The organism is Portibacter marinus (genome assembly GCF_021533195.1).
GTDB lineage: Bacteria > Bacteroidota > Bacteroidia > Chitinophagales > Saprospiraceae > Portibacter > Portibacter marinus.
On record NZ_JAJNKB010000002.1, the window covers coordinates 104,338 to 123,646 of the forward strand.

Here is a 19,309-nt window from a genome sequence, read left to right on the forward strand (position 1 = left end):
CATTTGATCAAACGAAAGGGCCAAAAACATATGAAACCATCTTCTTCTAGATCAAAAAATCTAGTTTACCAACTTAATGCACACCTTTCTAAACTTAAAAACAGTCTCGATAAAGGCCAATTTCAAACCTGGTCACATCAGAAAAAGCAATACTTAATACTTCGGATACTCAGACTCATAAGGAGGCTGAAAACAAGTGGAGTAAAAATAGCTGGAGCACTCGGTATAGCTGTAGCGAGTTGTTTAAGTATGCAAGCTCAAACAATGTATGGTGATCCTTTCACGGGCCCATGCACCTCCAATCCTTTTGATGGACTTTCACTTTATGAATTTGATGAAACAAGTTCAATTTATCAGCGTCAGCCTTTATCAGGTGATTTAGACAATGACGGAGACCAGGATCTATTGGTTATTTCCCTTGAGGATGGCGAGGGTTCGAGTGGATATTTTCTTCAATACTTTGAAAATCAGAATGGAAGCTTTGTCGAATTAACGGGGGAAGATAATCCTTTAATGATTTTCAATGATGAATTCGCTAATTCAGGAGCGTCGCCTTTCTTCAATTTCTCATTGGGAGATGCTACGCTTAACGGCAGACTGGATTTGGTTTTAGGTGAATTTAAAGGTGAAGTGATTTGTTATTCCAATACTCCTGATGGCTTTGTACCTCCGGAGGAGAGTCAAAAAGACTTTGGAACGCTGAATGGCGAAGACTTTGCGTCGGTAAAATTTGCAAACTTAGATGCAGATTGTGAAAAGGAAATTGTCATCACCCGAACTTTAAGTTTTAATTCAGGAGAAGAAACAGACAACGGTATCACAGTATTTGATTTGGTGGATGGTTCCTATACTCCGAGTCCTGACATGGCTGCAATGTTCGATAATATTGAGGTAGGGAATACCACCATTTACTCACCCTATTTCGCGGATTTATCAGGTGATGGAGTTGATGAAGCCATATTTGTGGCATTGAATGGAAGTGAATCAAAAGTTGAGATCAATTATTACGCTAAAGATGTAGACGGTAATTATGTTCTTCAGTTCGATGAAGAAGATCCTTTTAGCAATTTTGATTTTGGAGATAATGAGAGCGAAAATAGTCCCATTTTTGATTTTGGAGATCTGGATGGTGATGATAGTCTAAACATGTACGTGGGATTAAAATCAGAAAATATAAATGATGCTGATTCCATCGATTGTATATCATCTCCAATTGCTTACGAACAGGATTGCTTAATCGATGTTGCTCCTGCTTTTACAGTGCCAACAATGGGTCAATGGGGACTAATTATACTTAATTTATTATTCGTAATATTTGGTATTTCTTTTTTCAAAGAGCGGTTAAATTCCTTCAAACAAAAGATTCAAGAAGAATAGAGAAATTTGTTATCGTTTTTCAATCACCAGAGATCTTGATTGCAACTCGTATTCATTGGTAGATTTACGATCGAAATGTTTACGCACCATATTTAACATTTTATGGTTATGTTTTTCTACCATAAATATCACTTGCACACCAAGTTTTCTTCGCTTACTGCCTTCTGCGATCAATGCCATCCCCAGACCTTTTCCCATTTTTGGATTGATATACATAGAGGTGGCCTGAACAATATCCTCCTCTAATAAATGACAGATCAACCAGCCTGCAACTTCATTTCCTTTCATTAGGATCAAACTTACATGTGGTAAAATTTTCTTAGGCATTTGAATGGGATTCAATGATTCAGGAACCATGCCTTGCCATTCCGGAAGAGCTAGCGTATCCTTTAATTTTTTCAAGCTTTCTCTTCCCCACTCCTCAATATAGAACGGTTCAGGAAGCTTTGCATACTTAAACCATTGAGTATCAAATTGTGTCTTGATGTCAGGTATGGTGAAATAGTAAATTAAAGTTTGAGGTGCTGTCCAACCTGTTTTATCCAGCAGTTTGTTCCAGTGCTCATTAGATTTCCAATAAGTTCTAAACTTAGTCTTTAATAAAGCAAGATTCAAAAGTTTCATCACTTCTTCAATCGCTCGAATTAAATCTTTTCCTAAATTATTATTTCTATGTTCCGGATGAATGACAAAGCTAAGGAGATGAGCCACATCCTTACTTTCAAGACTTATAATTCCAGCGCCGTAGACCATTTCCTTTTCTCTATTCGTAGCACAGACGACCAACAACTTGTCTGTTTTGATTTTACCCATGGCTTCCTGATCTTTAATAGATGGAAAGGACATGCCTTGAAACATTCTTATCACCTGCTTTTTATCCCCATACCAAAAGTGATAAAAAACATCACCCTCCTCCTTGAGGAACTTAAAATTTCGATATATGATATCGAAAAACTTAGAAATTTGCTTATCCTGTAATTCCTTAGACATATTACAATTTACTTTAATTTGAAGTACGCTAAAATAGCCTTTACTTTGCTGTTCCAAAAAGACATGATCATAATAATATAAATAAATCGAAATGTATCCCATTGTCAAGATAAAGAATGATCGCATTGCTTCTGTAAAGCGCAAGCATCCCTGGATATTCTCCAGAGGGGTTATCGATGCCAATCATTGCAAAGAAGGTGATATCGTAGAAATTCAATCAACAAAGGAAGAATTTTTGGCCATTGGATACTATCAGGAGGGTAGTATCATGCTGCGTATCTTAAGTTTTACTAAAGTAAAGATTGATCGGGATTTCTGGATCGGACTTATCCAAAAAGCCATTGAGCTAAGAAAAAAAATAAATCTACCTTCTGACCAAACTACCGCTTATCGATTGTTCCATGGGGAGGGTGATGGTGCGTCAGGACTGATTATCGATATCTATCATAAAGCAGCTGTTATTCAATGCCACACCATTGGTATGCATATGCAAATCCATCATGTCAAAGATGCTATAAACCAATTGCTTCCACAGATTAGTACCATATATGATAAAAGTAAAAGTGTGCTGCCGGATCATTACGCGGTGAATATGAAAGATGAATTTTTGGTGGGTGAACAGAATGAGTTTATGATTATTGAAAATGGAAATCAATTTAAAGTAGAATTGCAGGATAGCCAGAAGACTGGATTCTTTTTGGATCAGCGTGACAATCGACAACTTTTAGGACAATTTGCGCAAGGCAAATCCATCCTTAATCTTTATTGCTATACTGGCGGATTTTCAATCTACGCTTTGAATAACGCAGCAAAAAGTGTCACTTCTATCGATGCTTCTAAAAAGGCCATTGATATGCTTATCGAAAATGTGGCAATGACAGGTAAATCGAGTGCTCATCAGGCGCTTACGGAGGATGTCAATAAATACTTAAAGGAAATTGATGCTGATCAATATGAAATCATTGTAGTAGATCCTCCTGCATTTGCTAAAAACCAACGTAAAAAACACAATGCAGTTCAGGCGTATAAACGGATTAATAAATCAGCGATTGAAAAAGTCAAAAGTGGCGGTTTGATATTTACTTTCAGCTGCTCTCAAGTGATCGATGTTCAACTCTTTCAAGATACTATCACCGCAGCCGCAATAGAAGCTGGAAGGGCTTGTCAGATTCTCTACAGAATGTCACAGGGAGCCGATCATCCGGTCAATATATTTCATCCGGAGGGTAAATATTTAAAAGGACTGGTCCTCAAAATCGACTAAATCAGATGCTTGATCAAATATCCTAGTAAGTAGATGAGGGGTATAATAGTGATACAAATTGCATCTTTAACGATATGGTTTTTATTGGATATGATCATAATGGTTGCTATTTAAGGATATCGTAAATTATGACATTCTGATCAATATGTCAATACATGATCATATTTTCATGTGTTTTTTTTTGAAACGCCCTAAATGAAACTTTACTATCCCGATCCTTTCGAGGTAATTTTCTTACATTTGCGCATCTTTTTAAAAATTAAACCAGGCTGAAACTTTGAAGAAGATCAAATCTGCTTTGATATCCGTTTTTCATAAAGATGGATTAGAACCTATTATAGCGGCGTTCAAGGAAAATAATGTTACCATATATTCGACAGGAGGCACGCAGGCCTTCATTGAAGCCTTAGGCGCAAGCGTAGAGCGAGTGGAAGACTTAACCACCTATCCATCCATCTTAGATGGCAGAGTAAAGACGCTTCATCCCAAAGTGTTTGGCGGAATTTTAGCTCGCCGTGAAGAAGATCATTTAGGTCAATTGGACCAGTACGACATTCCTGAGATAGACTGTGTCATTGTGGATCTTTATCCTTTCGAAGAAACAGTCAAATCCACAAATGAAGAAACCAAAATCATAGAAAAGATTGATATTGGCGGTATTTCTCTAATCAGAGCAGCAGCAAAGAATTATAAAGATGTAGTCGTTGTGCCATCCATGGATGACTATGCATATTTTTTGGATTGCCTGAATGAAAACGAGTGCTCTACTACCAGGGATGAAAGAAAGGAACTTGCGAGACGTGCATTTAGAGTGAGTTCTAACTACGATACGGCAATCTTTAATTACTTTGACGAAGATTCCGAAGAAGAAAACTTTAAGGTTAGTATTCACCATTCCGAAACTTTACGATATGGTGAGAACCCCCATCAGAAAGGCATTTACTTTGGTGAGCTTAACGAAATGTTTGAAAAAAGTGGTGAGAAAGCGCTGTCTTTTAACAATTTAGTTGATGTAGATGCCGCTGTCAATCTAATGTCAGAATTTAAAGATGACCGACCGACTTTTGCGGTTTTAAAGCATACAAATCCATGCGGAGTTGCAACAAGAGATACTGTTTTAGAAGCCTGGAAAGCTGCGCTAGCAGGAGATCCGGTTTCAGCATTTGGTGGCATTTTGATCAGCAATTCAGAAATTGACCTGGCCACAGCAGAAGAAATTAATAAAATATTTTACGAAGTTTTAATTGCTCCGGGATTCAGTGATGATGCATACGCATTGTTAAGTAAGAAGAAGAAAAGAATTTTGCTCACAATCAACAATTGGTATACCCACCGTAAGTCGTTCAAATCTTTATTAAATGGTGTGATCATGCAAGATACGGATCTGAAGAAAGCGGAGGACTTAACTTTTGAAACAAAGACAGAGAAGGCTCCGAGCGAGGAACAAATGGAAGACTTGATATTTGCTAATAAATGTGTGAAACATCTGAAATCCAATACCATCGTGCTGGCAAAAGGCGGTCAACTTCTCGGTATGGGTTGTGGACAGACTTCTCGTGTCGATGCATGCAGGCAGGCCATTCATAAAGCTGAAAATTTTGGATTTGATTTGAAGGGTTCCGTAATGGCTTCAGATGCCTTTTTCCCTTTTCCTGATTGTGTAGAGATTGCAGGTGAAGCGGGAATCGCAGCAGTTGTTCAGCCGGGTGGGTCTATAAAAGACCAATTAAGCATAGACGAATGCAATCGGAGGGGAATGGCAATGGTATTTACTGGTGTCAGACATTTCAAACATTAGAAATGAATCTCTGTATTGATATCGGGAATTCATATATTAAAATAGCCATCATCGAAGAAAATGAGATTCTGCATAAAGATGTTAGAAGTTCATTCAGTGTTTCCGACTTAGACCGCATAAGAAAAGACTATAATTTTCAACGGGTAGGAATCAGTGCCAGTGGACGCATTCCTAAGGATCTGATGCACCATTTACAAAAGAATGATCATCTATTCTTATTGAATGCAGATGCCAGACTGCCCATTGAAATAAAATATAATACGCCTAAGACGTTAGGCAGGGATAGAATTGCAGGTGTTGTAGGAGCAAATGCGCTTTATCCTGAAACTGATAGTTGTGTTATTGATATCGGAACTTGCATTACCTATGATGTGATATTAAAGAGCAAAACATACATAGGTGGAAATATTGCTCCAGGTGTCGAATTGCGATTGAAATCAATGCATGATTATACCGCAGCCTTACCTTTAGTAAAACGGGGAGGTTTGGAAAATCTTTTAGGACTTACGACTGAGGAAGCACTGCAGAATGGCGCTACCTTAGGTACACTTTTGGAAATTGAATCGTTTATAAGAAGGATTCGAGAAAAGCACGACGAAATTAACGTGATTTTAACAGGCGGCGACGCTGATTTCTTTGCTAAAAAGATTAATTCTGAGATATTTGTAAATCCAAACTTAGTCCTCATTGGACTGAATGTAATAATGAATTTTAATGATTAGAAATTTAGTATATCCATCACTCTTTTTGTGTATGTTTTCTTTTCTGGGAATGCATGCCCAACAGGTTGATGACAGCCCTTTTTCAGCATTTGGATTAGGAAACATCCATTCGGATAACCTTGTGTTTTATCAGGGTTTTGCTGGTCAGGGAGCTTCTTACACGGACCCATATCACATTAATATTCAGAATCCAGCCAGTTATGCTTTTTTGAATAGAACTGCATTCGAAGTCGGAGTTAGTGCGAGATATTTTGAAATTAGCGACGGCGAAAACCGTGCAGATAAATGGAAGGGAAATCTGGATTATTTAGCACTTGGTTTTCCACTGAGAAATCCAATCAATGCTTCTCTGGACCCGATTAAGCGAGATGTGAAATTAGGTATGGCTTTATTTCTCAAACCACATACAACAGTAGGATACAATATCAGTTCCACCTATGAAGATGATAATTTGGGATTATACCAAAAGGACTTTGAAGGGAATGGAGGACTTTATAAATTGATGTGGGGTAATGCGCTACAATATAAGGCTGTCAGTTTTGGTGCTAATGTTGGTTACCTTTTTGGAAACATTAATTATAATGAGAGCATAGATTTCTTAGATGCTAATACTGCCCTTGAAAACATGTATACCATCGATTACAATGTCAATGGCTTCATTTGGGATGCCGGAATTCTTTACAATTGGTTTATCAATAAAAAAGAATTTGAATCGGATAAGTCTGTTAAGACAAAGATGCTTAATCTGGGACTATATGGAAATTCTGCACATAATTTTTATACCCTCAATGAAGTCACCAGAAGGACAGCAGCTCCTGAAGGACTGAATGTTTATCAGGACTGGGGTGCAGATACGCTACAGTATGCCAGTGGTTTGCGAGGAGAGGGAAGACTTCCGGCAGAGTTCGGTATAGGTGCCACATACTATCATGATTCAAAGTACAGCATAGGCTTTAATTTTGACTATGGTGCATGGAGCACGTATAAAAATTCTGTAAGAGAGGAAACTTTATCGGATTCATGGAAGTTAAGTATAGGAGGGACCTACCGTCCCGATGTGAAATCGTTTAACAATTACTTCAAGCGCGTGATTTACAAAGCTGGAGTATTTTATCAAAGAGACCCTCAGATCATTGAAAATGTCCAGGTAACCGACGCTGGATTAAACATGGGGGCGAGTTTTCCATTTTATTATCAGCGAAAAATTTCTCATATTAATGCCGCATTTAGATTTGGCGTCAGGGGAACCGGGACACCTTTGATTGAAAGATACGCGAGAATTTCGGTGGGTTTCACTTTCAATGATGATGAATGGTTCATAAAAAGGAAATACAATTAAGACAGATATTTTGCGAAACTTAAACAATGAGATAATGTTTAGAAATGCTAGTTTAACACTAATAATGATAGTACTCGCTTTTGCTGGAATTTATGCACAATGTGAGACATGGATCGGTATGCCACAAAAAGATGCAGCTGAAAACGCTCACTCTATATATAGAGCAGCGATGAAAACGGACGATTTCAAGATTGCTTTTGACAATTGGAAAATTGCGTATGAAATTGCACCAGCAGCAGATGGTAATAGAGATTTTCATTATACAGATGGTATTAAATTGTACAAACAGTTGTACACAGATGAAACGGATGAAGCTCAGAAGAAAGAATATGCAAACAAAATTCTGGAACTGTACGATCAAGCAATTGAATGTTATAGAAATGAAGCGATCAAATTAAGCTGTGCCGGACAGGAAGATTGCTATCCTAATCAAATTGCCTATTTATTGGGTAGGAAAGGATACGACATGTATTACGAATTGAGACAACCCTATGTTGCTAACATGGCTGTTCTGGAAGAGGCCATTGAAGTGGGTGGAAATAATGTAGAGTATACCGTCATTACTCCGCTTGGTTACATTGCAGTGGATCAATACATCGCTGAAAAAATTGATGCTGAGAAAGCAAGACAAATTCACAAGTTGTTAAATGACATTGCTGAATATAATGTAGTTAATAGCGAAACCTATGGTCCTTATTATCAGCAAGCCATCGATGCGGTGAATGCAAAGTATGCACAGATTGAGAGAAGTATTTTTGACTGTAACTACTTTCTTGAAAAATTAACACCTGAGTACGAAGACAATAAGAATGACATTGAGATGGTGAAGGACATTTACAATCAACTTAAAAGAAGAGGTTGTGAAGATGACTTACCCATCATGCAGGAAATGAAGGTGAAATACGAAGAGTGGGCAGCAAAAGTCAATGCGGAAAAGCAAGCAGAATTTGAGGCGAATAATCCTGGAATCATGGCTAGAAAGCTTTATGAGGAAGAAAAATTTCAGGAAGCACTGGACAAGTACGATGAAGCCATCGCTACTGAGGAAGATGTAGAGAAAAAAGCAGGATACCATTTTTCTAAAGCTTCTATTCTTTTCAGAAAAATGAAAAAATACGGTGAAGCTAGAGCTGAAGCCAGAACTGCTGCTCAACTTCGATCAGACTGGGGTCGCCCTTATATGTTGATTGGTGATATGTACGGAAGTACTGCAAGATCATGTGGAGACTCATGGGATCAAAGATTGGCCATCATTGCTGCAATTGAAAAGTATGCATATGCAAGATCCATAGATCCTGAAGTTGCTGAAGATGCTTCTTCTAGAATTAGTAAGTATAATTCTTCTCTCCCATCACAGGAGGATGGATTTATGAGAAAGGTAAAAGCCGGTGATAAGGTATCTGTGAGTGGATGTTGGATCGGTGAAAGTGTAACAGTTAGATTTAGATAAATACACGGGAGCTATAAAAAATAATAGCGGAGCTTCTGACTTGTAGAGGCTTCGCTTTTTTATTCTACCCAATGGCTCCAATCTCCCACGAGCGTCGGTTCTTTGCGGTTTCTATCCAAAAATTCTACAAATTCAGAACGGCTGATGCCCTCAGCACCCATTGTGCGCAAATGATTGGTTTCCTGTTGGCAGTCTACCATCCAAAAATTTCTTTCCTTTAGCATTCTAACCAGCGAAATAAAGCCAAACTTTGAAGCATTGGCCCGAAGGGTAAACATAGACTCTCCGAAGAAAACTCTACCTAATGACACACCGTATAATCCTCCTGCCAACTGATCTCCTTCCCACACTTCAACAGAGTGAGCGTATCCTAATTGATGCAAAAGTTGATAAGCTTCCAACATTTCGTCAGTGATCCAGGTGCTGTTTTGTCCCTGTCTTTTAATGCGTTGGCAAGCCTTTATGACTTCATGAAAATGCGTATCCAGGGAAACCCGGAACTTTTGCTGATTGAAGTAGGGTCGCATCGACTTACTAACCTTTAAATTTTCGGGAAAGAGCACAAAACGGGGATTTGGCGACCACCATAATATGGGATCGAATTCATTGTACCATGGGAAAATACCGGATTGATAAGCTTTAAGGAGTGTAGAAGTTTCTAAATTACCTCCGATACCGATGATGCCATGTTCATCGGCTAAAGCTACATCAGGAAAAATGGGATCCTTTTCAGAGATCAGAAAAATGGGCATCTATTTTCTGGATCCTGCCATACTTTCTATTGCTGCACTCAAGCCTCTTTCTATCAAGGCTTCTTTCATGGGCTTTAACTTTTCATATTCACCAGTCTTGACAATGGCCTTGCCATTAAAGTGTACAATGAGTGACAATTGTTCCGCCTGTGTGTGAGAATGATCACAAACTTGTATAAAACACTCTATAACCCAATCAAATGTGTTGATGTCGTCGTTGTATACGATGAGTTCAGAAAGATTACCAGAATCGATAACCTCTTCTGCAACTTGTACTTCTTCTAATTCTAGAGATTCAATAATATTCATGAGGATAATTAGTTTAGGTCGTTCAATGTAGATTTAACAGCTTCAAAATCAGGTTGTTCACCCGCGTTGTCTAAAACTTCAGCATACTTGATCACACCTTCTTTATCAATTACGAATGCTGACCTTTTAGCTACACCTTTCATTCCAAGTACAAATTCATCATAATAAGATCCATAGGATCGACAGACTTCTTTATTGAAATCAGAAAGCAGTGTAAAATTGTAGCCTTGTTCTTCTTTAAATTTATCTAAAACCATAACAGTATCTATTGATATACCAAAAACTTCTGCATCCAGAGCCTCATATTCGCTCATGTCATCTCTGACAGAACACAATTCAGCTGTACAAACGCCAGTAAATGCAAGTGGAAAAAACAAAAGTACTACGTTCTTTCCTCTGTGATCACTGAGGCTTACTTTTTTTCTGTCAGAAGAGTGCAATGTAAAATCAGGTGCTTTATCACCTTTGTTGATAGTCATAGGCGAGGTAATTAGTTTTAGTTGAAGTCAAAAATACTAGAATAAAATAATATGAGAAATTATTAATTTGTATTGAGCAGGAATTTTACAAAAAATAGTGATTTTTGTAGTGTGGACTTACAGCGAAGAGCTTACCTGGAGTTGCATGTGGCAGTGCTCCTATTCGGATTCACAGCTATTCTGGGAGATTGGATGACGTTACCGGCACTTTTAATTGTGTGGTGGAGGGTTTTGATCACATCTATTAGTTTTATATTCATCATAGATCGAAAATACATTTTTCGTCATCTGTCAAGAAAGCAAATACTCCGATTAAGTGGCATAGGAGTAGTCACCGGACTACATTGGGTGTTTTTTTTCGCTGCAGTCCAATATAGCAATGCATCTGTTACCTTAGTTGCTATGGCTTGTACATCCTTTATGGTTTCTTTAATAGAACCCCTTTTCCTCAAGAAAAATTTAGAGTGGATCGACCTGCTGATTGGTTTAATCATTGTACCTGCAATGGCCTTGATCGTTAACAATATTGATGAAGCGTATATATCTGGAATTATTCTTGGTTTAATTTCAGCATTTCTGGCGGCTGTATTCACCACACTCAATAAAAAGTACATCATCGATGGGAGAGAAAAGGAAATGAGTTTCATCGAGCTTGGTTCAGCTTGGGTTTCGTTATCGTTGTTATTGCCATTGTTTTTTCTTTATGATCCGGTGAGTTCCTTTTTACCGGAAGCCATGGACTGGGTGTATCTTTTAATTCTTGCACTTATTTGTACGACTTTGGCTTACGTCTTAGCATTACGAGCTTTAAATCATATTTCTGCCTTTGCTGCCTCACTCACGGTCAATCTGGAGCCGGTGTATGGAATATTTCTGGCGATTTTTCTATTAAAGGAACACAAAGAACTTAACATCGAATTTTACATGGGTGTGGTCATCATTATCTCGGCGGTTACCCTTTATCCTATTTTATTGAAACGAAAAAAAAGCAAACGGATATGAACAAAACAGAGGAATTAAATACCTACTGTATACAAAACAGTTCAGAGGAAGCACAGTATCTAAGGGAACTAAGAAGAGAAACGCATCTTAAAACGCTTAGACCTCAGATGTTGTCCGGACCGTTGCAGGGTCAGTTGCTGAAAATGCTGGTTCAGTTGTTTAAACCTAAAAACATACTTGAAATCGGGACATTTACGGGTTATGCGACCTTGTGCATGGCGTCAGGTCTGGGTCTGGGTGCCAAAATTTATACCCTGGAACTTGAAGAAGAGTATGCTTATTTTCACCATAAGTATTTTGTGCTTTCCGGCTTGTCTGAACATATAGAATGTATCTATGGCGATGCCAATGCTTTTGTTGAAAACACTGACCTGGCGTTCGATTTTGTTTTTATGGACGCGGGAAAAAAGGATTATCAAAGTCAATTTGATCTATTGCTAAATAAAATGAATTCCGGCGGCATGATTTTAGCGGATAATGTGCTTTGGAAAGGGAGAGTGCTCGAGGAAAAGAAAGATAAGATGACTTCGCAGATTGATGAATTTAATGCATATGTACAACAACACGAAGCAGTTGAAAACGTCATTTTACCGATTAGGGATGGGATCAATCTTATTCGTGTTCTTTGATTTGTACACTTTAATGTTCAAGACAAAATTTTACATGAGATTTTGTCAAGGTATGGATGGCCTTATCCTGTAATTGCTAGCTTTCGAAACAGCTGTGCACCTTTAATAGAATGGCATACGTAAAAGATTAAGAAAAGTAAATGAGAGAAAATTATTCAACGGCAAGAAAAAACCTCTGGATAGCGCTCTCTGAATTGTATGTTGACAATGAAATTCAGGAATACGATCTCCAACAGATAGTAAAGGCTATTGATAAGGGGCAATTCACGCTCAAGGAAGCTAAACGAATTAACAGGGAAGAAGTCTTTTCGGTGTTAAAGTATAACCTCATGGGGATTGCTGGAAACTGGACCGGATTTGACCCGGAATGGTTAATTGGTCGGATTACTCATTACCTGGAATGGAAAGTTCTTTTCCTTAATTGGCCAAATTCAATATTGTATTTTTCCAGGAGGAAAATGTTTAGAAAGGAGTGGCAAATCATTGAAAGTAAACTGAATGAAGAGCGAATGCTTTAATTTTGGATATACTATTTTACGAATAATTATTAGACAAGATAGATTAATATTCAATTTCGATTTCTGAATCCGAAGAAACATCGTTATTTTCCATTTATGAAAATTTATATGTTATGCTTATGCATTTTCCTGGCGATATTTTGTGGTTGTAATTCTTCGGATATTGACATAAAAAACAATAGCAAACCCAATTTTGTATTTCTTTTTGCAGATGATATGACCTATAGTGCGGTAAGCGCATTCGGGAATGATGAAATTTATACGCCAAATCTGGATCGCATGGTTCAGAAAGGGGTCACGTTCACACACACTTACAACATGGGAGGATGGAATGGTGCCATATGTGTAGCAAGCAGAGCAATGATTATATCAGGACGGAGTATTTGGAATGCACGAGATTTTAAGCAAAATTGGGTTAATGGAGACACCACCGCCTATGAAAAAACATGGGGAAGGTTAATGCAGGAGGCTGGTTACGATACCTACATGTCAGGAAAATGGCACGTGGATGCCCCTGCTGATTCTGTTTTCCAGACTGTTCGAAATGTACGTGGAGGAATGCCCGGACATCAATGGAAACACCACGAGGTTCTTGCTGGAATGGAAGATGTTAAAAATAAAAAGAGAATTGACGGACGATTGCTTACAGTAGATGACGTTTTGCCTCTTGGTTACAACAGACCATTAAGCGAAAGTGACACGACTTGGCTTCCCACAGATACTGCTCAAGGCGGGTTTTGGGAAGGTGGTACGCACTGGTCCGAGGTGTTGAGAAATGATGCTTTAGATTACATTAACAGAGCCAAAGAGCGTGATAAGCCATTCTTCATGTACCTGGCCTTCAATGCACCGCATGATCATCGACAGTCCCCTCAAAAATTTATTGACATGTATCCCCTGGATCAAATTTCAATACCGAGCAGTTTTGCACCGGAACATCCATTTAAAGAGGCCATTGGAAATGAAAGAACATTGCGAGATGAAGCGCTTGCTCCGTATCCCAGAACAGAATATGCGGTAAAAGTTCATCTTCAGGAATATTACGCCATTATATCACATCTCGATGAACAAATTGGTTTAATTCTGGATGCTCTGGAAAATTCAGGTCAAATGGAGAATACATATGTTGTTTTTACCGCCGATCATGGATTGGCAGTTGGTAAGCATGGATTACTCGGTAAGCAGTCCATGTACGATCACAGCATCCGAGTACCGATGATCATCATGGGGCCGGATTTGCCTGCCAATCAAAAAGTACAAAATGACATTTATTTACAGGATGTGATGGCAACTGCCTTAGAGCTTGCCGAAATTAGCAAGCCTGATTATGTAGAGTTTAACAGTATAATCGGTCAGGCTAAAGGAGATTCTGAAGAAGGAAATTATGAAGCCATATATGGAGCGTATAGAAATCTTCAACGTATGATCAGGAAGGATGGTTACAAGCTAATCGTCTATCCTGAAGCCGACCAAATAATGCTGTTCAATCTGGAGGAAGATCCTGAGGAAACTAAAAATCTGGCATATGATAAAGATCATGAGGCCAAATTGCGTCAACTCATGGATGAACTATTAGTGCTACAGCAGTCTGTGAATGACGATTTGGACCTTAGTGCGATGTATAAAAAATAGAATACTTTGTGAAAATATAGATATTAAAATTAAGCAATAATGAAAAGAAGAGACGCGATAAATAATATGTTGATCGGCATGGGTGGTATCAGTATTGGCACTCAATTATTGGGAAATAAAACTTTGGCAGGTCATAACGGAAATGTTAATCATTCTGTATGTAGATGGTGTTATGGAGGTATTCCTTGGGAGGAATTTATAGAAGGAATTAAAGGTATTGACGGTTTAAAATCAGTAGAGCTTACTACAGTTGAAGAATGGCCAATGCTCATCAAGAATGGTTTAACTTGCGCATTAGGGACCGGACCTTTTGCTAATATTGTGGAAGGATTTAACGATCCAGGTAATCATGATAAACTGATTCAACCGTATTTGGGATTAATTGATAATGCTGCGGAATACGGAATCCCCAGTATAATAGTTTTCTCAGGAAATCGAAACGGTATGGATGATGAGACCGGGCTGGAAAATTGTGCGGTCGGCCTTGAAAAAGTGGTTAGGCACGCGGAGAAGAAAGGGGTAACTGTTGTCATGGAATTGTTGAATAGTAAGGTGGACCACAAAGACTATATGTGTGATCATACTGCCTGGGGAGTAAAGTTGGCAGAAAAAATAGGGTCAGATCGATTTAAGTTGCTTTATGATATTTATCACATGCAGATCATGGAAGGCGATGTCATTAGGACCATTAAGGATAATCATCAATATATTGCCCATTACCATACAGGAGGTAACCCGGGTAGAAATGAGATTGACGAAACCCAGGAATTGTTTTACCCTGCCATTATGAGAGCTATTGTCGAAACTGGTTATGATGGATGGGTAGCGCAAGAATTTATTCCCACCTGGGACGATAAGATGAAGGCTCTCAATCATGGAGTAAGGACGTGTGATGTGTAACTCATTCATCTTCGTTATTTCACAGCTCGTCTTATAATTTGTTATTTATTTCTAAATTCAACTAAAGATTTCAGGTTTTAGATATAAAACCACTATTTTTTCTGCGAATTAGGGATTGACCTGAAAATTCATTTCAATTAATAGAATCACTTAAATAAACTAAGCTTTGAAAAGAAGAGACTTTATGTACACAGCTGCCTTGGGTGCAGGCGTTCTTGCATCCCCGATACCGATCATAGGCAGAAATATTTTCAGTGAAGAACTACTAAATCCAGGCATGGATGTAGCCACAAAAAAAGCCATGGCTGATGTTGCGTTAAACACTGCTAGAGGTATGGGAGCTACCTACGCAGATGCCAGGATCGGAAGATATTTAAATCAATACGTTTTTACTCGTGAGAACATGGTGCAAAATACCGTGAATACCGAATCTTTTGGTATTGGAATCCGAGTGATTGCCAATGGTACCTGGGGCTTTGCATCTACCAATGATGTTACTCCGGATGGTATTAAGAAAGCAACAGAACTCGCTATTTCTGTAGCAAAAGCAAATTCAAAAATACAAACAGAAGAGATCATATTGGCACCTGTAAAAGGTCATGGCGAAATCTCCTGGAAAACGCCAATTGAAATGAATGCCATGGAGGTACCTGTGTCAGATAAAGTTGATTTGCTTCTGGAGGCCAATGCCAGAGCACTTGAGAATGGAGCAGATTATATTTCATCCGCATTATTTCTCGTCAATGAACAAAAGTACTTTGCATCTACAGAAGGTTCTTATATTGATCAGGATGTTCACAGAATCTGGCCTACATTGAATATTACTGCCATTGATAAATCGTCTGGAAAGTTTAAGAATCGCCAAGGATTAGGAGCACCAATGGGCATGGGATACGAATATATTATTCCGGATAAGGCTGAAGAAATTAAAGGAGCCGGTGATGTTGTCCTTTACCGTCACAGTTATGATATTGTTGCAGATGCCATTGCCGGTGCCAAACAAGCCAAAGAAATGTTGTCAGCAAAATCAGTCGAAGCAGGCAAGTATGACCTTGTTCTTGAGCCTAACCATCTGGGTCTCACCATTCATGAATCGGTCGGTCATCCGCTTGAATTAGATCGCGTTTTGGGGTATGAAGCCAATTACGCGGGAACCAGTTTTGCCACTTTAGACAAATGGGAAAGTGGAGACTTTAATTACGGAAATGAATTGGTTAATCTGGTTGCAGACAAAACACAAAAGCATTCTCTAGGTGCTGTAGGCTATGATGACGAAGGGGTGAAATGTAAGAAGTGGGATTTGGTGCGAGATGGTATTTTAGTCAATTATCAGGCTATTCGTGATCAGGTGCACATGATTGATCAGAATGAATCTCATGGCTGTTGCTACAGTCAGAGTTGGAACGACGTACAGTTCCAAAGAATGCCCAACGTTTCACTGGAGCCCGGCAAGGAGAAGTACTCCATAGATGATATGATCAAGGATGTAGAGAAAGGCATATATCTGGTAGGCAGAGGCTCTTACTCTATTGATCAGCAACGATATAACTTCCAATTTGGAGGAACATTGACCTACGAAATTAAAAACGGTGAGATTACAGGAATGATCAATGATGCGGCATACCAATCCAATACTCAGGAATTTTGGAATTCATGTGCCAAAATTTGCGATAAAGATGACTATCGAATGTTTGGCTCCTTCTTCGACGGAAAAGGTCAACCAGGTCAGGTTAGTGCGGTCTCCCATGGTTGTTCTACTACCAGGTTTAACGGAGTGAATGTGATCAATACTGGTCGTAATATATAATCAATAAATAAGAAAAAATGTCAATATATACTAAAGAGGAAGCCCAGGAGATCATTAATCGGGCACTCAAATTTTCTTCTGCTGATGGTTGCGAGATTAACCTTTCGGGAAATATTAGCGGAAATATTAGATATGCAAGAAATACGGTTTCAACAGCGGGTGTGAACTCTAATCAAAACATGACGGTTCAATCCAATTTTGGAAAGAAAGTAGGAGTTGCAACCATTGATGAGTTTGATGACAAATCGTTAGAGAAGGTGGTCAAAAGATCTGAGGAGCTGGCCAGGTTGTCTCCCGAGTCTCCTGAATTTATGGAACCTCTAGGACCACAAACATATGCTGAATCGAAAACTCACATCCAGAAAACTGCGGATATCACTCCGGACTTCAGAGCACAGGTTGCAGCGGCAAGCATAGATCCTGCAAAGAAAAACGACATAACAGCAGCTGGTTTTTTCGATGATTCTTCTGGTTTCAATGCCATGGCGAATTCTAATGGATTATTCGCTTATAACAAGAATACAGACATGAATTTCACGGTCACCATGCGTACCAATGATGGGACTGGTTCAGGTTGGAGTACGAGGGATTACAACGATGTCTCGATGTTTGACCCAGCAGAGGCTTCCATGATTGCAATTGATAAGGCATTGATGTCCAAAGAAGCTAAAGCCATTGAACCAGGTAAATATACCGTAATTTTAGAGCCTGCAGCTTCTATCGGTCTTCTCCAAAACATGTTTTTCTCGTTCAATGCCAGGAGCGCAGATGAAGGTAGAAGCTTTATGGCTAAAGAAGGTGGAGGAAATAAATTAGGAGAGAAAATAGTAGATGAACGGGTGACCTTATATACTGATCCATTTCATGAAAAAGTGCCTACTGCTACCTGGACTAGTGGAGGAATTCCCAGAAAAAAAATGATGTGGTTAGAGGATGGAGTCGTTAAGAATCTGGCGTATAGCAGATATTGGGCTAAGGAGAAAGGTGTAGAGCCTATTCCTTTTCCTAGCAATGGAATTATGGTGGGAGGTGATGCCAGTCTTGAAGATTTGATTAAGGATACACGCAGAGGAATTCTTGTTACCAGACTATGGTATATCAGAAGTGTGGACCCTCAGACTTTGCTATATACGGGCCTTACAAGAGACGGCACTTTTTATATTGAGAATGGTAAAATTAAACATCCTATCAAGAATTTCCGTTTTAATGAAAGTCCTATCATCATGCTGAATAACCTTGAAACTTTGGGTCAGCAGGTACGCATTGATGGGAATTTGATACCTTATATGAAAATCAGGGATTTTACTTTTACTTCATTATCAGATGCGGTTTAGGACGAATTGTAAATTTAGATGATGCTGTAGGCTTCTCAGATTGATTATGCATAATTACTTAAAGATTGATCGAAAGTAGCTGCGAATTTGATGAGCTAAATCTTATGAATTTAAATTTGCCAAATTTTTATTGCAGGATATTTGAGATAATTAAAGATTTGATGTTAATAATTCACACGAACAATTTATTAACTAAGCCCTTAAGGGGCTCCGAGCCCCTTAAGGGCTAGGCTTAAGGGCTTGGGGCTGAGGCTAGAAAGCTGAGGCTAGGGGAGGCTGAAGCTTGAAAGCTGGATCTAGAATGCTAAGACTGGGGCTGGGGCAAGCTGAGTTAAGCTAGAGTTAATAGCTTGTTGCGGAATAAAATTTTATGACAAAAGAAGTTCAGTACAATAATGAATTCTTCTTTACCAGACTGATGTACGAATCGGGAGATTGGGATGCGGATCAGCGGATGCCCTCTAATCTCCTGCATTCTATTGTGGAATATACAACCATTCCAGTCAATACGACCGAGAACATAGTTTCGCTCAGCAGTGAAAAAGTGTACCAGGCTCCTTTTTGCTACATGACCGGACATAAGTTAGTCGAGTTCACCTCTGAGGAGAAAAAAGTTTTTGAAAACTATGTCAGACGAGGTGGATTTGTTTTCGCTGATGATTGTAATCATGATATTGATGGACTCTTTGCCAAATCTTTCGAGCAACAGATGGCTGAAATATTTGGCCCTGAAGCTTTGGTGAAATTATCTAACGATCATCCCATCTATAATTGTTTCTTTGAGTTCGATGGTCCACCCACTACTTCGCAAGAATTAAATGGATGGGGAGATGACCTGGTGCATGAGTACCTGAAGGCTATTTTGATCAATGACAGGATAGGGGTGCTTTATAGTAATAAAGATTACGGATGTGAGTGGGACTATGATTTTAGAAATAAGCGATGGTATAAGACCGATAACACCAGGTTTGGGGTAAATATCGTCGTTCATGCATTAACAGGATAGA

The 19,309-nt window shown here is 38.8% G+C and carries 18 protein-coding genes; 14 read left to right on the top strand and 4 right to left on the bottom strand.

Annotation, left to right across the window (positions count from 1 at the left end; translation table 11 throughout):
• Positions 1-30 precede the first annotated feature (30 nt).
• On the top strand, positions 31-1,377 hold the full coding sequence (locus tag L2567_RS04600; protein WP_235296547.1) for a hypothetical protein: 1,347 nt from the start codon (positions 31-33) through the stop codon (positions 1,375-1,377).
• Between the two features lie 9 nt (positions 1,378-1,386).
• Here L2567_RS04600 and L2567_RS04605 read toward each other — a convergent pair whose 3' ends face one another.
• Positions 1,387-2,367: a GNAT family N-acetyltransferase gene (locus tag L2567_RS04605; protein ID WP_235296548.1), complete on the bottom strand. Its 981-nt coding sequence runs from the start codon at positions 2,365-2,367 to the stop codon at positions 1,387-1,389.
• 91 nt (positions 2,368-2,458) lie between these two features.
• Here L2567_RS04605 and L2567_RS04610 point away from each other — a divergent pair, with 91 nt between their 5' ends.
• From L2567_RS04610 to L2567_RS04630, 5 genes are all read left to right on the top strand, one after another.
• A complete protein-coding gene (locus L2567_RS04610; RefSeq protein ID WP_235296550.1) occupies positions 2,459-3,631 on the top strand; it encodes a class I SAM-dependent rRNA methyltransferase in 1,173 nt (390 codons plus the stop codon).
• 277 nt (positions 3,632-3,908) lie between these two features.
• Positions 3,909-5,429, top strand: coding sequence for a bifunctional phosphoribosylaminoimidazolecarboxamide formyltransferase/IMP cyclohydrolase (gene purH / locus L2567_RS04615; RefSeq protein WP_235296551.1), 1,521 nt, complete (start codon positions 3,909-3,911; stop codon positions 5,427-5,429).
• Positions 5,430-5,431: 2 nt separating this feature from the next.
• Complete coding sequence (locus L2567_RS04620; RefSeq protein ID WP_235296552.1) at positions 5,432-6,151, top strand: type III pantothenate kinase; 720 nt, start codon at positions 5,432-5,434, stop codon at positions 6,149-6,151.
• The gene (locus tag L2567_RS04625) at positions 6,144-7,490 is read left to right on the top strand and encodes a hypothetical protein (RefSeq protein WP_235296553.1); all 1,347 of its coding nucleotides are present in this window, start codon (positions 6,144-6,146) and stop codon (positions 7,488-7,490) included. Before L2567_RS04620 ends, L2567_RS04625 begins: the two co-directional genes overlap by 8 nt.
• Positions 7,491-7,554: 64 nt before the next feature.
• Positions 7,555-8,940, top strand: a complete 1,386-nt coding sequence (locus L2567_RS04630) for a hypothetical protein (RefSeq protein WP_235296554.1) — start codon at positions 7,555-7,557, stop codon at positions 8,938-8,940.
• A 59-nt stretch (positions 8,941-8,999) separates the two neighbouring features.
• Here the strand turns inward: L2567_RS04630 and aat are convergent, their stop codons facing one another.
• From aat to L2567_RS04645, 3 genes are read right to left on the bottom strand one after another with little or no spacing between them, the layout of a single operon-like run.
• Positions 9,000-9,692, bottom strand: coding sequence for a leucyl/phenylalanyl-tRNA--protein transferase (aat, locus tag L2567_RS04635; RefSeq protein WP_235296555.1), 693 nt, complete (start codon positions 9,690-9,692; stop codon positions 9,000-9,002).
• The gene (locus L2567_RS04640; protein ID WP_235296556.1) at positions 9,693-10,001 is read right to left on the bottom strand and encodes an ATP-dependent Clp protease adaptor ClpS; all 309 of its coding nucleotides are present in this window, start codon (positions 9,999-10,001) and stop codon (positions 9,693-9,695) included.
• Positions 10,002-10,009: 8 nt separating this feature from the next.
• The gene (locus L2567_RS04645; protein ID WP_235296557.1) at positions 10,010-10,480 is read right to left on the bottom strand and encodes a redoxin domain-containing protein; all 471 of its coding nucleotides are present in this window, start codon (positions 10,478-10,480) and stop codon (positions 10,010-10,012) included.
• Positions 10,481-10,591: 111 nt separating this feature from the next.
• Between L2567_RS04645 and L2567_RS04650 the strand changes: the two genes are divergently transcribed.
• The 8 genes from L2567_RS04650 (at position 10,592) to L2567_RS04685 (ending at position 19,308) form a co-directional block, all read left to right on the top strand.
• Entirely contained in the window at positions 10,592-11,482 is an 891-nt protein-coding gene (locus L2567_RS04650) for a DMT family transporter (protein ID WP_235296559.1), read from the top strand.
• Positions 11,479-12,111: an O-methyltransferase gene (locus tag L2567_RS04655; protein WP_235296560.1), complete on the top strand. Its 633-nt coding sequence runs from the start codon at positions 11,479-11,481 to the stop codon at positions 12,109-12,111. Before L2567_RS04650 ends, L2567_RS04655 begins: the two co-directional genes overlap by 4 nt.
• Before the next feature lie 140 nt (positions 12,112-12,251).
• Positions 12,252-12,629, top strand: a complete 378-nt coding sequence (locus L2567_RS04660; protein WP_235296562.1) for a DUF7079 family protein — start codon at positions 12,252-12,254, stop codon at positions 12,627-12,629.
• 96 nt (positions 12,630-12,725) lie between these two features.
• Positions 12,726-14,261 (top strand): sulfatase-like hydrolase/transferase, encoded by a 1,536-nt coding sequence (locus L2567_RS04665; protein ID WP_235296563.1) that lies wholly within the window; start codon positions 12,726-12,728, stop codon positions 14,259-14,261.
• A 39-nt stretch (positions 14,262-14,300) separates the two neighbouring features.
• Positions 14,301-15,161 carry a hydroxypyruvate isomerase family protein gene (locus L2567_RS04670; protein WP_235296564.1) on the top strand — a complete coding sequence of 287 codons (861 nt, stop codon included), beginning with the start codon at positions 14,301-14,303 and terminating at the stop codon, positions 15,159-15,161.
• Positions 15,162-15,327: 166 nt separating this feature from the next.
• A complete protein-coding gene (locus tag L2567_RS04675; RefSeq protein WP_235296565.1) occupies positions 15,328-16,968 on the top strand; it encodes a TldD/PmbA family protein in 1,641 nt (546 codons plus the stop codon).
• A 17-nt stretch (positions 16,969-16,985) separates the two neighbouring features.
• Complete coding sequence (locus L2567_RS04680; protein ID WP_235296566.1) at positions 16,986-18,302, top strand: TldD/PmbA family protein; 1,317 nt, start codon at positions 16,986-16,988, stop codon at positions 18,300-18,302.
• Positions 18,303-18,672: 370 nt separating this feature from the next.
• Positions 18,673-19,308 carry a DUF4159 domain-containing protein gene (locus tag L2567_RS04685; protein ID WP_235296567.1) on the top strand — a complete coding sequence of 212 codons (636 nt, stop codon included), beginning with the start codon at positions 18,673-18,675 and terminating at the stop codon, positions 19,306-19,308.
• Position 19,309 lies beyond the last annotated feature (1 nt).